The organism is Pseudomonas sp. Y5-11 (assembly GCF_022368695.1).
Lineage (GTDB): Bacteria > Pseudomonadota > Gammaproteobacteria > Pseudomonadales > Pseudomonadaceae > Aquipseudomonas > Aquipseudomonas parakoreensis.
In genome coordinates this window covers 3,322,603-3,336,089 of the sequence record NZ_CP058974.1, presented here as the reverse complement: position 1 = coordinate 3,336,089, position 13,487 = coordinate 3,322,603, and the positions used below count along the sequence as shown (strand labels likewise).

Below are 13,487 nucleotides of genomic sequence, written 5' to 3'. Positions count from 1 at the left end.
GCCATGCAAACCTTGAACACCACGCTGCTGATCATTGGCGGCGGCCCCGGCGGCTACGTCACGGCGATTCGCGCCGGGCAACTGGGCATCTCGACGATTCTGGTCGAAGGCCAATCGCTCGGCGGCACCTGCTTGAACATCGGCTGCATTCCGTCGAAAGCGCTGATTCATGTCGCCGAGCAGTTTCACCAGACTCAACACCACAACCAGCATTCGGCACTGGGCATCAGCGTTTCCGCGCCGACCCTCGACATCACTAAAAGCGTCGAGTGGAAGGACGGCATCGTTGATCGCCTGACCACCGGCGTCGCCGCGCTGCTGAAAAAGAACAAGGTCCAGGTCATCCATGGCTGGGCCAAAGTCATCGACGGCAAAACCGTGGAAGTCGGCGACACGCGGATCCAGTGCGAACATCTGGTGCTGGCCACCGGTTCGACCAGCGTCAACCTGCCGATTTTGCCGATTGGCGGGCCGATCATCTCCTCCACCGAAGCGCTGGCACCGAAAGCGGTACCCAAACGTCTGGTGGTGGTCGGCGGCGGTTACATCGGTCTGGAGCTGGGCATTGCTTACCGCAAGCTCGGCGCCGAAGTCAGCGTGGTCGAGGCGCAGGATCGCATCCTGCCGGCCTATGACGCCGAGCTGACGCAACCGGTGCACGAAGCGCTGAAGCAACTGGGCGTGAAGCTCTATCTCAAGCACAGCGTGCTGGGTTTCGACGGCACTCTGCAGGTGCGTGACCCGAACGGCGACACCCTCAATCTGGAAACCGATCAGGTGCTGGTGGCCGTCGGTCGCAAGCCGAATACGCAGGGCTGGAACCTCGAAGCGCTGAATCTGGACATGAACGGCTCGGCGATCCAGATCGACAACCGCTGCCAGACCAGCATGCGCAACGTCTACGCCATCGGCGACCTGAGCGGCGAACCGATGCTCGCGCACCGCGCCATGGCCCAGGGCGAAATGGTTGCCGAACTGATCAGCGGCAAGCACCGCGAATTCAATCCGACCGCCATTGCCGCCGTGTGCTTCACCGACCCGGAACTGGTGGTGGTCGGCCAGACCCCGGACGAGGCCAAGGCTGCCGGGCTGGACTGCATCGTTTCCAGCTTCCCGTTCGCCGCCAATGGCCGGGCGATGACCCTGGAATCGAAAAGCGGCTTCGTGCGCGTAGTCGCGCGTCGCGACAATCATGTGATTGTCGGCTGGCAGGCGGTCGGAGCAGGTGTTTCCGAATTGTCGACCGCGTTTGCGCAAAGCCTGGAAATGGGCGCGCGCCTGGAGGACATCGGCGGCACCATCCATGCGCATCCGACCCTGGGTGAAGCGGTGCAGGAAGCGGCGTTGCGGGCTTTGGGGCATGCGTTGCACCTTTAAAGATCAAAAGATCGCAGCCTGCGGCAGCTCCTACGGGGGTTGCCGATTCTGTAGGAGCTGCCGCAGGCTGCGATCTTTTCAGCGATGGACAAGGATTTTTCATAAGCAGGCTAATAAATCTGTTTTTTCCCCCATCGTCCGGGCTGCGAAACCGCTCCAGAATGAAGTATTGTTGTGCCCATCCAAAAAAACGTCAGAAGCCTTGAACCGTTTCGACGGTTGTTCAGTGATAGAGGGTGTCATGGGTAACGAAAGCATCAATTGGGACAAGCTGGGTTTTGACTACATCAAGACCGACAAACGCTATCTGTCGTACTTTCGCAATGGCGAGTGGGACAAAGGCACCCTGACCGAAGACAACGTGCTGCACATCAGCGAAGGCTCGACGGCCCTTCACTATGGCCAGCAGTGCTTCGAAGGCCTGAAGGCTTATCGTTGCAAGGACGGCTCGATCAACCTGTTCCGTCCCGACCAGAACGCCGCGCGCATGCAGCGCAGCTGCGCCCGCCTGCTGATGCCGCACGTATCGACCGAGCAGTTCATCGAAGCGTGCAAAGAAGTGGTTCGCGCCAACGAGCGCTTCATCCCGCCATACGGCACCGGCGGCGCGCTGTACCTGCGTCCGTTCGTGATCGGCGTGGGTGACAACATCGGCGTGCGCACCGCGCCAGAGTTCATCTTCTCGGTGTTCGCGATCCCGGTCGGCGCCTATTTCAAGGGCGGCCTGACCCCGCACAATTTCCAGATCTCCAGCTTCGACCGCGCTGCCCCACAAGGCACCGGTGCGGCCAAGGTCGGTGGCAACTACGCCGCCAGCCTGATGCCGGGCTCCCAAGCCAAGAAGGCGCACTTCGCTGACGCCATCTACCTGGATCCGCTGACCCACAAGAAAATCGAGGAAGTCGGTTCGGCCAACTTCTTCGGGATCACCCACGACAACAAGTTCGTCACCCCGAACTCGCCTTCCGTACTGCCAGGCATCACCCGCCTGTCGCTGATCGAACTGGCGAAAACCCGTCTGGGCCTGGAAGTGGTGGAAGGCGACGTGCTGATCGACAAGCTGTCGGACTTCAAGGAAGCCGGCGCCTGCGGTACCGCTGCGGTGATCACCCCGATCGGCGGCATCAGCTACAACGACCACCTGCACGTGTTCCACAGCGAATCCGAAGTCGGTCCGGTCACCCAGAAGCTCTACAAAGAGCTGACTGGCGTGCAGACCGGCGACATCGAAGCGCCAGCGGGCTGGATCGTCAAGGTTTGATCTGACGGCCAGTTGCACAAAAGCCCCTCATCGAGTGATCGATGGGGGGCTTTTTATTGGAAGCAAGATCAAAAGATCGCAGCCTGCGGCAGCTCCTACACAGATCTCCTGTAGGAGCTGCCGCAGGCTGCGATCTTTTGATTTTCTATTTCAGCGCAATCCGTTTGCCGCCTCGCGCGGCGATCCCGCTGGCCTGACCATTCTGTTGCTTGCCCGTGCGCGCCTGGGTAATCAATCCGGGAATCAACTCCCCTTCCGGCAGATTCTTCCAGAAACGCACCGGCAAGTGCCCTTGCATGACCTTCTCGTTCAACCGCGCCGGGTTGAAGATGTGGCTGTAGTACGTCAGCCACAACTCGCCGTGCGGGTCATCGACGTTCTGCGCCAGTTGCTGCCATTCCAGCGGGCATTGGCGTTGATGGATCAATTGCTCGCCATCGTAATAAACCCCGTCACGCGGCGTGGCGATCAACCAGCGATGCCGGCCCATGCGCCCGATGAAATGCTCGCTGGCGCTGTGCAGGATGTCGTGGGCCGGCTCGTGCCATGCGACGTATTGCGGGCCCGGCTGATCCTGCGGGCGTTCGATGAAGCGCACGAACGCATGCAAATGGTGGGCTTCCCGCTGTACCTGCTTGATGCGCCGCTGCAACTCGCTGCCGAGTTTATCGCCGGCCATCATCGCCGTGCGGTCGCCGTGGCTGACCCGCCACAGCACTTCATACAACAGACTCCAGCGCTGTTCGCCCCGGTAGCGTGCGGCTTGCTCCAGGGTATCAAGCAGTGCACGGGGGATGCGCGCCTGAAACGGTCCCTGCCCCTCCGGCACATGTACGTCACTGGCAAACAGATCGCTCACCCCTTCCGACGCCCAACTCACCAGACTCGGGTCGACTTCATGGCTGAGCAGCCAGCGCGCCTGCTGACGCCAGGTGTCGAACAGGTCATCGCAATCGAGATTGATCATCCCCACAATCCCATCTGTTGCGGCTGCGGCCGGTCGCGCAGTTGCTGATAGAGCATGTGGCTGGTGACTTCAGCCTGCTGCGGGTGGTAGTCGCAGGTGATGATGAATGGCTTGGCCTTGGCAAGCACACAGCGCATGCGCGCCACGTCTTCGTAGCGAATGCGCCGTTGCTGGCGCAATTGCACCAGACGCTCGGTGGTACGCAGGCCAATGCCCGGGATGCGCGCGATCAGCGATGGCTCGGCGCGGTTCAGGTCCAGCGGAAACACTTCGCGATTCTGCAGCGCCCAGGCCAGTTTGGGGTCGATGTCCAGCGCCAGATTACCCGGGCCCTTGAGCAACTCATCAGCGTTGTAGCCGTAGCTGCGCAAGAGGAAATCGGCCTGATACAGACGGTGTTCGCGCATCAGCGGTGGCGCGGCCAGCGGCACGCTTTTCGGGCTGTCGGGAATCGGACTGAAGGCCGAGTAGTAGACGCGGCGCAAGCGGTAGTTGCCATACAGCGACTGAGCGCTGTGCAGGATCGTGCTGTCGTCGGTGTCATCGGCGCCGACGATCATTTGCGTGCTCTGCCCGGCGGGAGCGAATTTCGCCGAACGCGGTTCGTTGAGCACCGTTTGCACGCCGGTGTAAATGGTGCTCATCGCCTGCTTGATCGAACCGATCTGCTTCTCCGGCGCCAAGGTTTGCAGGCTGGCATCGGTGGGCAATTCGATATTGACGCTGAGGCGATCGGCATAACGCCCGGCCTTCTCGATCAATGCCGGATCGGCCTCGGGAATGGTCTTGAGGTGAATGTAGCCGCGAAACTCATGCTGTTCGCGCAACAGCTTCGCCACGCGTACCAGTTGTTCCATGGTGTAGTCCGCCGAGCGGATGATCCCGGAACTGAGAAACAGCCCGCTGACACAGTTGCGCCGGTAGAAATCCAGGGTCAGCGTCACCACTTCCTCGGGGGTGAAGCGTGCGCGCGGCACATCGCTGGAGCGGCGGTTGACGCAATATTGGCAGTCGTAGAGACAGAAGTTGGTCAGGAGGATTTTCAGCAACGACACGCAACGACCGTCCGGCGTGTAGCTGTGGCAGATGCCCATGCCGTCGGTCGCACCCAACCCGCTCTTGCCCTCGGAGCTGCGCTTGGGCGCACCGCTGCTGGCGCAGGAGGCGTCGTACTTGGCGGCGTCGGCGAGAATGCTGAGCTTGTCGATGATTTGCATGGCGAAGACCCTGTACTGGTTATGCGTACAGTATCGAGTCTGTTGGATTGGCACAAGGTGCAAAACCGGATCAAAAGATCGCAGCCTTCGGCAGCTCCTACAGGGACTGGGCAGGGCCGAGAATTATCGGGTGTACGCGATTACTGTAGGAGCTGCCGCAGGCTGCGATCTTTTGACCTTCGCGTCTAACGGCAACTCAAGACCAAACCGCGTACCCATTGCCTTGCGCCCCGCCACGGTCAGTGCCAACGCCCGACTGTCAAGATCCTGCGTCACCCACTTGCGTTTCAACGCCATCTGCAACAACGCCGCGCCCAACGAACCGCCCAGATGCGGCCGACGCATGCTCCAGTCCAGGCACGGGCAAGCGAACTTGCGGCGCAAGGTACTCAAGTCCTGCACCTCTATCCCCAAGCCCTCGAACAGCGCCTTGCCACTCTCGCTCAAGCGATAAGCCCGCTCGTCGGTTTCCACCAGCCATCCCGCCGCGAGCAAACGGTCATGCAGCAACACCGCCAGCGTGCCAGCCATATGGTCATAGCAGGTGCGCGCGAATTGCAGACGATCTGGAGTGTGCGGCTTGAAGCTCGGCACGGCGTTCTGGCCGATCACCATCAACGCTTCCAGCGCCTGCGCCACCCGTTGATCGGCAAGGCTGTAATAACGATGGCGGCCCTGCACGTGCAAGCGCACCAGCGACAGCTCCTTGAGTTTGGCCAAGTGCGCGCTGGCAGTGGAGGCACTGACCTCGGCAACGGCGGCCAATTCAGTGCTGGTGCGGGCGTGGCCGTCCATCAGCGAGCAGAGGATTTTGGTGCGTGCCGGTTCGGCGATGGCAGCCGCTACCTGCGAAACGCCGATGTCTTGATGTTCTGCGTGCATATTTCGCTCCCCGACGAATCGTCCTCGCTGCGAACTGAAGATACTCGCATCACTTTCCCGACGACAAGGCTGTTCACCATGGACCCGATCATCGCTGCGACGCATGCCGATCCCTACCCTTACTACGCCAAACTGCGCGCCGAGGGCGGACTGACCTTTGATCATGGCTTGAAACTGTGGGTCGCCAGCAGCGCCCGAGCGGTGCGTGCGGTGCTGACGCATGCCGATTGTCGGGTGCGACCGTCGCAGGAACCGGTGCCCAAGGCGATTGCCTCGGGGCTGGCTGGCAAGGTGTTTGGACAGTTGATGCGGATGAACGATGGCGAGCGTCAGCGCTGCCCACGCTCTGCGGTGGAACCGGCGCTGCAGTTGATCGATGACGATCAGGTACGCGCATTGGTGGCAGCACGGCTGATGACAGCGGACGCGGACGGCTTATATAAGGCGATGTTTCGCGGCCCGGTGTGTGTGGTCGCGACGCTGCTCGGCTTCACCCCGACGCAAGGTCGGGCGATCAGTGAGCTGACGGCGGATTTCGTCGCCTGCCTGTCGCCGCTGAGCAATGACCTGCAACTGGCGGCGGCGCATGCGGCGGCTGAGCAATTGCGCGGTTACTTCATCGAGTTGCTGGCTGAAGCCAACAGCGATTTGCTCCAGGCGATCGAGCAGCGATTCGCGGGGGACAAAGAAACCCTGATCGCCAACCTGATCGGACTCTGCTCGCAGACATTTGAGGCGACAGCCGGGCTGATCGGCAATGCACTGATTGCGTTACGGCGTGAACCTGAGTTGCGCGATGCCTCTGTGGACGCACTGTTGGCTGAAGTTCAGCGCTTTGATCCGCCGGTGCAGAACACTCGGCGCTTTGTCGCACAGACTTGCGAGATCGATGGCGTGCGGCTCGAGGCTGGCGAGGTGATTCTGGTGCTGCTGGCCTCGGCCAACCGCGATCCTTTGTTAAATGCAGAGCCCGAGCGGTTTCTGCTGGATCGTCCTGACCGGCGCAGTTTCAGCTTTGGCAGCGGCCGGCATCAGTGTCCAGGGCAGACGCTGGCGCTGAGCATTGCCGCTGCGACTGTCAGAGAAATCCTTGATCAGGGCGTGAATCTGCAACAACTGACGTGGCATTACCGCCCATCGCTCAATGGGCGGATTCCACTGTTCAGCGCAGTGCAGCCTTAAGCGCTGCGCAACTCGATGGTCAGGTGCGACAGCTCATGCACTGGCGCCAGCCGCTCGCGAATCGCCTCCGCCGTCACGCCCGCCGCCGCGACCACACTGACAATCGCCGCCCGCGCCTGCGGGCCGACCTGCCAGACATGCAGATCGCTGATGCGCACATCGTCGGAGGTTTCCAGCAACTCGCGGATCTCCGCTGCCACCGGTTCGTCGGTGGTGTCGAGCAGCACCGCGGCGCTGTCGCGCATCAGGTTGTACGCCCATTTCGCGATGACAATCGAACCGACAATCCCCATCGCCGGGTCCAGCCATACCCAACCGAGATAGCGCCCGGCCAGCAACGCGGCAATCGCCAGCACCGAGGTCAGGGCATCGGCCAGCACATGGACGTAGGCCGAGCGCAGATTGTTGTCGTGATGGTGATGATGATCATGACCGTGGTCATGCTGATGGCCGTGGTCATGGCCGTGATGGCCCATCAACAGGAAGGCGCTGAGGACGTTTACGCCCAAGCCGACAATCGCAATGACAGTCGCTTCGCCAAACGCCACGGTGGTCGGTTCGAACAAACGAAAAATCGACTCGCCGGCAATGCCCAGCGACACCAGCCCCAGCACCATCGCCGAAGCGAATCCGGCCAGATCGCCGACTTTGCCGGTGCCGAAACTGTAGCGGCGGTTGTTGGCATTACGCCGGGCAAAACCATAGGCTGCCGCGGCGATACCCAACGCGCCGGCATGGGTCGCCATGTGGAAACCGTCGGCCAGCAGGGCCATGGAGCCGGTGATGTAGCCGGCGGCAATCTCGCCGATCATCATCACCAACGTCAGCGCCACCACCCACAAAGTGCGGCGGGCGTTTTCGTCGTGAGATGCGCCGAGAAACTGGTGATCGTGGCTGAAACGCTCAGCGCTTGGGGTCAGGCTCATGAGGCGGATGCTCTATTTGGAATAACGGCGGATGGCTTGCAACAGATCTTCGGCGCCTTCGGCACGCTGTTCGTCGGTGAGGTCGGGATGCGCCACGTGCTCACGGGTGTGAGCCTCAATGAACTGCTCCATCAAACCGTTGACCGCCCCGCGAATCGCCGCCACCAGGTGCAAGGTCTTGGCGCAATCGGCATCGCCTTCCAGCGCTTTCTCCACCGCCTGCACCTGCCCGGCAATCCGCCGCACGCGGTTGAGCAACTCGTCTTTGTGTTCGTGAATGTGCGACATACCTATACCCCCTACCCCTATATGGCGCGCATAGTCGCCGATGGCTTGGGCAATCGCAAGTTCGGTGAGCATTCAAGGGATGAACGGGATGCGGAAAGCGACTTCACTCCCCCTGTGGGAGTGAGCCTGCTCGCGAAAGCGGTGGACCTGCTAGTTGCACGGCAGTCGAAATCCGGATCCGATCCGGATCGATGGATCTTGGGGTCGCTTCGCAACCCAGCGGGAGCAAGCTACCTCGCCACAAGGAAAACGGCGCAAAGGAGAATTTCACATGACCAATAAAACAGATGCCCACGTCGTCGTCGCATAAGTCGCCATGGGCCTCAATGAGCGGGATCGGCACCGGGCGCAGAACGCGATGGCAATGGTGACCTGAGTAACCGTGACGAGGGGGATCGCCAAGCGATACCTCAAGAAGGCCTGCTGCGCAGTCCATCGGGGATAAATCCCCTCGCCACAGGTTACATGGAAATTGATTGATCGGCGGTTGCCCGCCTCAATCCTCCCGCGTCAAAACCTCCAGCAACTCAATCTCAAACACCAGATTCGAATTCGGCGGAATCTTGCCCATCGTTCGTTCGCCGTACCCCAGATGCGCCGGCACCAGCAGTTTGCGCTTGCCGCCGACCTGCATGCCCATCAGCCCCTGATCCCAGCCCTTGATCACCCGGCCCGTGCCAATCACGCACTGGAAAGGTTTGCCTCGGCTGTGGGAAGAGTCGAATTCGCTGCCGTCTTCCAGCCAGCCAGTGTAGTGGGTGGTGATCAGTGCACCTTTGACGGCAGCCTTGCCCTCGCCCACCTGGAGATCGATTACCTGCAGTTCATCATTCATGCCATTCACTCTATTGTTCAGCTGGCCGCCGTTTTCCCAGAAATGTCGGCTGTTCGCAACTCATTAACGAAGATTGGCGCTGTATCCGAAGTGACTGCCAACCCATTAAGATAGCCAACCGCCATTACTTCACGGATCGATTGTTCATGCTGGCAGTTCCCGAATGACTGACCTCTGGATCAGCCTTGCCCTTGGCGTTGTCATGCTTGGATTGATCGTCGTCCTGATCTGGCGCGAGCGCGGCTTGCGCAAGCAACTGGACGAATACCGCGAGCTGCTGACCCGCGCCGCCGAACGCCAGAACATCCACCAGGACGGTGACGCCGAGCGTTTCAAACGCAGCCAGTACTTTGCCCGCATCGGCACTTGGGATTGGGAAGTCGACACCGACCGGCTGTATTGGTCGGACGCGATCTACGGCATGTTCGGGTTCAAGATCGGCGAAATCACCCCGTCTTATGCGCTGTTCTGCGCCTGTGTGCACCCGGACGACCGCGTCAGAGTGCGCGAGGGTGAATTGCGTTGTCTGGAGACCGGTGAAAACCATGACGAGGAATACCGCGTGGTCTGGCCCGACGGCACGATTCGCTGGCTGCGGGAAACCGGCAATGTGGTGCGCAACGACCACGATGCGGTGATCAAGATGATGGGTGTGGTGCGCGACATCACTGAGGAAAAAGCCTCGGCGAGTTACCTTCAGCACCTCGCCCACTTCGACCCGTTGACCGGTTTGCCCAATCGTCTGGTGCTTGAAGAGCGTTTATCCGAAGCACTGGAACAGGCGCGCCGCAGCCTGACCCGCGTGGCACTGGTGTTTATCGATCTCAATGGTTTCAAGGCGATCAACGACCATTACGGTCACGCCGCCGGCGACCGCGTGCTGATCACCACTGCGACGCGTCTGAAACGCATCCTGCGCGCCACCGACACCGTCGCGCGGATTGGCGGCGACGAATTCGTGGTGATCCTGCAAGGCCTGGCCCCGAGCCTCAACCTGCAGGAGGAAGCCCGCAGCATCTGTCAGAAGATTTTCATCGAACTGTCGCCGCCGATCAGCATCGGCAACGACCAGCGCCACATCGGCACCAGCCTTGGCGTCGCGGTATTTCCCGACCATGCGCCGACCATGGACCGACTGCTGCACATTGCCGACCTGGCGATGTATGAGGCCAAGCGCAGTGGGAATAATCAGTATCGGTTGGGGGGCGAGAGCCCTGCGCGGTTGCACGCCCAGGGCCTTTAAGTCCGGGAACTTAACGCTCGACAGGCTGCATCTCGACAATGGTGCCGTTGGTGATCATGACCATCACGTACTTGTCGTTGATCTGCACCCACTGCGCCTGGTCAACCGGTGCTTTCAAGCCTTTCTGTTTCCAGTTTTTCAATGCTTTGTCGCTGCGCTGATAAATGTCTGGAGCGCGGTCGTTGACCTTCAATTCACGGTCGCTGGTCGGCGACTGGACGGTGGGTTCGCTTGAGGTTTGCGCCGCTTGAACAAGTGGGCTGATCCCGGCAATGCCGGCGACGAGGGCCAGACTGGCGATTAGGGTTTTGCTGTTCATCGGTGAACCTCCTTCAGATGTGTGATACCTGAACTCCGACTGCGGAGGACTGGAATCATTCCTTGTTTTTTGCCTGAGCTGGCTGGGGATTTGTCGTTGGCAGGCAGAACGTCATCGCTGGCAATTCAGCTCCCACAAGGTCCGCTGATGAAACAGGATGTGTGATCGCCCCGCAAAACTGTGGGAGCGAGCTTGCTCGCGAAGAGGCCGGCACATTCAACACTTTTCCGCCTGAACCACCGCTTTCGCGAGCAAGCTCGCTCCCACAGGTTAGACGGTGTTTTCAGGATTGATCCACTTTGCACATCAATCCATGCCAACAATGCAATTAACATCCTGTTACAGCTGCGCGACCATCCGCCGCAATAACAACCGTGCGCCGCTTCCACGTCGCGCACGTCATAAAAGCGGTGGAGATTTTTTCTATGACAGCCTCAATCCCACACGGCGGCTCGCGGGCCGGCGCCATTTTCCGGGTAACCTCGGGCAACTTCCTCGAACAGTTCGACTTCTTTCTGTTCGGCTTCTACGCCACGCAGATCGCGGCGGTGTTCTTCCCGGCGAGCAGTGAGTTCGCTTCCCTGATGATGACCTTTGCCGTATTCGGCGCAGGCTTTCTGATGCGTCCGCTGGGCGCTATTGTGCTTGGCGCCTATATCGACGACGTCGGTCGTCGCAAGGGGCTGATCGTCACCCTGTCGATCATGGCCAGCGGCACGATCCTGATTGTGCTGGTGCCCGGATACGAGACCATTGGTCTATTTGCGCCAGCGCTGGTGTTGGTCGGACGGCTGTTGCAGGGTTTCTCCGCCGGTGCGGAACTGGGTGGTGTTTCGGTGTACTTGTCGGAAATCGCCACACCGGGCCGCAAAGGCTTTTTCACCGCTTGGCAGTCAGCCAGTCAGCAGGTCGCGATCATCGTCGCGGCAGCATTGGGCTATGCGCTGAACGCGTGGATGGCGCCGAGCGTGGTGGCCGATTGGGGCTGGCGGATTCCGTTTTTCGTCGGCTGCCTGATCGTGCCGTTCATCTTCCTGCTGCGCCGTAACCTGGCGGAAACCGAAGAATTCGCCGCACGCAAACACCGCCCGAGCATGAAGGAAGTGTTCCGCACCCTCGGCCAGAACTGGGGCGTGGTACTCGGTGGCATGTTGATGGTCGCGTTGACCACCACCGCGTTCTACCTGATCACCGTGTACGCGCCGACCTTCGGCAAAACCGTGCTGCACCTGAGCACCTCCGATGCGTTGCTGGTGACTTTGCTGGTGGGCGTGTCGAACTTCTTCTGGCTGCCGATTGGCGGCATGTTGTCCGACCGCATCGGCCGGCGTCCGGTGTTGATTGCGATGTCGCTACTGGCGCTGGCCACCACTTATCCGGCGCTGTCGTACCTGGTGCAGGCACCAAGCTTCAGCCACATGTTGCTGTCGCTGTTGTGGCTGTCGTTCATCTACGGCATGTACAACGGCGCAATGATTCCGGCGCTGACCGAGATCATGCCGGTGGAAGTGCGGGTGGCCGGCTTCTCCCTCGCCTACAGTCTGGCGACCGCGATTTTCGGTGGTTTCACCCCGGCGATGTCGACCTTCCTGATCCAGTACACCGGCGACAAGGCCGCGCCGGGTTACTGGATGAGCGTCGGCGCACTGTGCGCGTTGGGCGCCACGTTGTACCTCTATCGCCGCGCAGGCGGCCGTCTGCAACCGGTTGCCGCATAAGGAGCAACACCTTGAAAAAACTGATCAATTTCACCGCCATCGCCCTCTTCGCGTTCAGCGCCCTGGCCCATGCTGAACAGCTGAACGTGATGACGTCGGGCGGTTTCACCGCCGCCTACAAAATCCTCGGCCCGAAATTCGCGGCGGCCACCGGCAACACCCTCGACACCCAGCTCGGCCCGTCGATGGGCAAGGCGCCGGAAGCGATCCCCAACCGCCTCGCCCGTGGCGAACACGCCGACGTGGTGATCATGGTCGGCTATGCCCTTGATGATCTGATCAAACAAGGCAAGGTCGACCCGGCCTCGCGGGTCGAACTGGCGGATTCGCGGATCGGTCTGGTGGTGCGTGAGGGCGCGCCGAAGCCGGACATCAGCAGCGTCGAAAGCCTGAAGAAAACCCTGCTCGACGCAACATCGGTGGCGTACTCCGACAGTGCCAGCGGCGTGTACATCGAGAAGGAGTTGTTCAACAAACTCGGTATCGAGGAGCAGCTGAAACCGAAAGCGAAGATGGTCCCGAAAGTCCCGGTCGGTTCAGTGGTTGCCACCGGCGATTATCAACTGGGCTTCCAGCAGGTCAGCGAATTGCTGCCGGTGCCGGGGGTCAGTTTTGTCGGCAAGATTCCGGAATCGGTGCAGTCGGTGACGCGTTTTGCCGCCGGCATCCCGGTCGGTGCGCAGCATCCAAAAGAGGCCAAGGCCCTGCTCGACTACCTCGCCGCGCCTGCCGCTCAGGCTGACGTACAGGCCACCGGGCTGGATTCGGTCAAGCGCTGAGCGTCGGCGGCTGGACTTTCATTTCCACCACCAGCCGTTCCAACTCCAGTGCTGCCGGGGTCAACGTGCGACCCCGGCGCTTGATGATGCCGACACTGCGCATCACTTGCGGATCGGTCAGCGGCATCCGGGTCAGGATCGGATGATCCGGCCCGGGCATCGCCATCAGCGGCACCGCCGCCACGCCAAGCCCCGCTTCCACCAGACCAATCATCGTCGTCACATGCCGCGTCTCGCAGATGCTCTGGCGTTGCGGCACCACTCGGCTCAAGGCCTGATCGAGCAGAAACCGGTTGCCGGACGTCTTGTCCAGCGAGATGTAATCCTGCTGATAGAACTCGTCCCAACTCACGCTGCTGCGCCCGGCCAACGGATGATCACGGCGACAGGCGACAACGTAGCACTCCTGCACAAGCGGTTCGAAATCGACTTTGGCATCCTGTGTGCCGATGAAGCTCAAACCGAAATCCGCCTCGCCATTGACCACCGCACT

14 protein-coding genes are annotated in these 13,487 nt (G+C 60.8%); 6 read left to right on the top strand and 8 right to left on the bottom strand.

Features of this window, described 5'->3' with window-relative positions; genetic code table 11:
- Window positions 1–3 precede the first annotated feature (3 nt).
- A complete protein-coding gene (gene lpdA, locus HXW87_RS14845) occupies window positions 4–1,377 on the top strand; it encodes a dihydrolipoyl dehydrogenase (RefSeq protein WP_239776444.1) in 1,374 nt (457 codons plus the stop codon).
- Between the two features lie 241 nt (window positions 1,378–1,618).
- Complete coding sequence (locus tag HXW87_RS14840) at window positions 1,619–2,638, top strand: branched-chain amino acid aminotransferase (RefSeq protein ID WP_239776443.1); 1,020 nt, start codon at window positions 1,619–1,621, stop codon at window positions 2,636–2,638.
- 145 nt (window positions 2,639–2,783) lie between these two features.
- On the opposite strand, the gene HXW87_RS14835 is transcribed toward HXW87_RS14840, so the two are convergent.
- The 3 genes from HXW87_RS14835 to HXW87_RS14825 all read right to left on the bottom strand — a co-directional run bounded on the left by HXW87_RS14835 (window position 2,784) and on the right by HXW87_RS14825 (window position 5,704).
- Window positions 2,784–3,605, bottom strand: a complete 822-nt coding sequence (locus HXW87_RS14835; RefSeq protein WP_239776442.1) for a TIGR03915 family putative DNA repair protein — start codon at window positions 3,603–3,605, stop codon at window positions 2,784–2,786.
- Window positions 3,602–4,822, bottom strand: a complete 1,221-nt coding sequence (locus tag HXW87_RS14830) for a putative DNA modification/repair radical SAM protein (RefSeq protein WP_239776441.1) — start codon at window positions 4,820–4,822, stop codon at window positions 3,602–3,604. The genes HXW87_RS14835 and HXW87_RS14830 overlap by 4 nt, the downstream gene beginning before the upstream one ends.
- Before the next feature lie 123 nt (window positions 4,823–4,945).
- The gene (locus tag HXW87_RS14825) at window positions 4,946–5,704 is read right to left on the bottom strand and encodes a metalloregulator ArsR/SmtB family transcription factor (protein ID WP_239776440.1); all 759 of its coding nucleotides are present in this window, start codon (window positions 5,702–5,704) and stop codon (window positions 4,946–4,948) included.
- 78 nt (window positions 5,705–5,782) lie between these two features.
- On the opposite strand from HXW87_RS14825, the gene HXW87_RS14820 reads away from it, so the two are divergent.
- Window positions 5,783–6,886, top strand: coding sequence for a cytochrome P450 (locus tag HXW87_RS14820; RefSeq protein ID WP_239776439.1), 1,104 nt, complete (start codon window positions 5,783–5,785; stop codon window positions 6,884–6,886).
- Here HXW87_RS14820 and dmeF read toward each other — a convergent pair.
- From dmeF to HXW87_RS14805, 3 genes are all read right to left on the bottom strand, one after another.
- Window positions 6,883–7,812 carry a CDF family Co(II)/Ni(II) efflux transporter DmeF gene (gene dmeF / locus HXW87_RS14815; RefSeq protein ID WP_131671310.1) on the bottom strand — a complete coding sequence of 310 codons (930 nt, stop codon included), beginning with the start codon at window positions 7,810–7,812 and terminating at the stop codon, window positions 6,883–6,885. The genes HXW87_RS14820 and dmeF overlap by 4 nt on opposite strands.
- Window positions 7,813–7,824: 12 nt before the next feature.
- Window positions 7,825–8,100, bottom strand: a complete 276-nt coding sequence (locus tag HXW87_RS14810) for a metal/formaldehyde-sensitive transcriptional repressor (protein ID WP_182404307.1) — start codon at window positions 8,098–8,100, stop codon at window positions 7,825–7,827.
- 496 nt (window positions 8,101–8,596) lie between these two features.
- A complete protein-coding gene (locus HXW87_RS14805) occupies window positions 8,597–8,935 on the bottom strand; it encodes an FKBP-type peptidyl-prolyl cis-trans isomerase (protein ID WP_041073359.1) in 339 nt (112 codons plus the stop codon).
- Window positions 8,936–9,098: 163 nt separating this feature from the next.
- On the opposite strand from HXW87_RS14805, the gene HXW87_RS14800 reads away from it, so the two are divergent.
- Entirely contained in the window at window positions 9,099–10,178 is a 1,080-nt protein-coding gene (locus tag HXW87_RS14800; RefSeq protein ID WP_095668920.1) for a sensor domain-containing diguanylate cyclase, read from the top strand.
- 10 nt (window positions 10,179–10,188) lie between these two features.
- On the opposite strand, the gene HXW87_RS14795 is transcribed toward HXW87_RS14800, so the two are convergent.
- Window positions 10,189–10,497 (bottom strand): RcnB family protein, encoded by a 309-nt coding sequence (locus tag HXW87_RS14795; RefSeq protein WP_027613230.1) that lies wholly within the window; start codon window positions 10,495–10,497, stop codon window positions 10,189–10,191.
- 425 nt (window positions 10,498–10,922) lie between these two features.
- On the opposite strand from HXW87_RS14795, the gene HXW87_RS14790 reads away from it, so the two are divergent.
- On the top strand, window positions 10,923–12,215 hold the full coding sequence (locus tag HXW87_RS14790; protein ID WP_239776438.1) for an MFS transporter: 1,293 nt from the start codon (window positions 10,923–10,925) through the stop codon (window positions 12,213–12,215).
- 11 nt (window positions 12,216–12,226) lie between these two features.
- A complete protein-coding gene (locus tag HXW87_RS14785) occupies window positions 12,227–12,994 on the top strand; it encodes a substrate-binding domain-containing protein (protein ID WP_239776437.1) in 768 nt (255 codons plus the stop codon).
- On the opposite strand, the gene HXW87_RS14780 is transcribed toward HXW87_RS14785, so the two are convergent.
- Window positions 12,984–13,487, bottom strand: a 504-nt coding sequence (locus HXW87_RS14780) for a LysR substrate-binding domain-containing protein (RefSeq protein WP_239776436.1), incomplete at its 5' end; no start/stop codon positions are given. The genes HXW87_RS14785 and HXW87_RS14780 overlap by 11 nt on opposite strands.

Excerpts from the sequence above, each read along its gene's own strand:
- HXW87_RS14830 (WP_239776441.1), bottom strand. The coding sequence starts at position 4,822 with ATGCAAATCATCGACAAGCTCAGCATTCTCGCCGACGCCGCCAAGTAC.
- HXW87_RS14835 (WP_239776442.1), bottom strand. The coding sequence starts at position 3,605 with ATGATCAATCTCGATTGCGATGACCTGTTCGACACCTGGCGTCAGCAG.
- HXW87_RS14810 (WP_182404307.1), bottom strand. The coding sequence starts at position 8,100 with ATGTCGCACATTCACGAACACAAAGACGAGTTGCTCAACCGCGTGCGG.
- HXW87_RS14840 (WP_239776443.1), top strand. The coding sequence starts at position 1,619 with ATGGGTAACGAAAGCATCAATTGGGACAAGCTGGGTTTTGACTACATC.
- HXW87_RS14790 (WP_239776438.1), top strand. The coding sequence starts at position 10,923 with ATGACAGCCTCAATCCCACACGGCGGCTCGCGGGCCGGCGCCATTTTC.
- HXW87_RS14795 (WP_027613230.1), bottom strand. The coding sequence starts at position 10,497 with ATGAACAGCAAAACCCTAATCGCCAGTCTGGCCCTCGTCGCCGGCATT.
- HXW87_RS14825 (WP_239776440.1), bottom strand. The coding sequence starts at position 5,704 with ATGCACGCAGAACATCAAGACATCGGCGTTTCGCAGGTAGCGGCTGCC.
- dmeF (WP_131671310.1), bottom strand. The coding sequence starts at position 7,812 with ATGAGCCTGACCCCAAGCGCTGAGCGTTTCAGCCACGATCACCAGTTT.
- HXW87_RS14805 (WP_041073359.1), bottom strand. The coding sequence starts at position 8,935 with ATGAATGATGAACTGCAGGTAATCGATCTCCAGGTGGGCGAGGGCAAG.
- lpdA (WP_239776444.1), top strand. The coding sequence starts at position 4 with ATGCAAACCTTGAACACCACGCTGCTGATCATTGGCGGCGGCCCCGGC.
- HXW87_RS14820 (WP_239776439.1), top strand. The coding sequence starts at position 5,783 with ATGGACCCGATCATCGCTGCGACGCATGCCGATCCCTACCCTTACTAC.
- HXW87_RS14800 (WP_095668920.1), top strand. The coding sequence starts at position 9,099 with ATGACTGACCTCTGGATCAGCCTTGCCCTTGGCGTTGTCATGCTTGGA.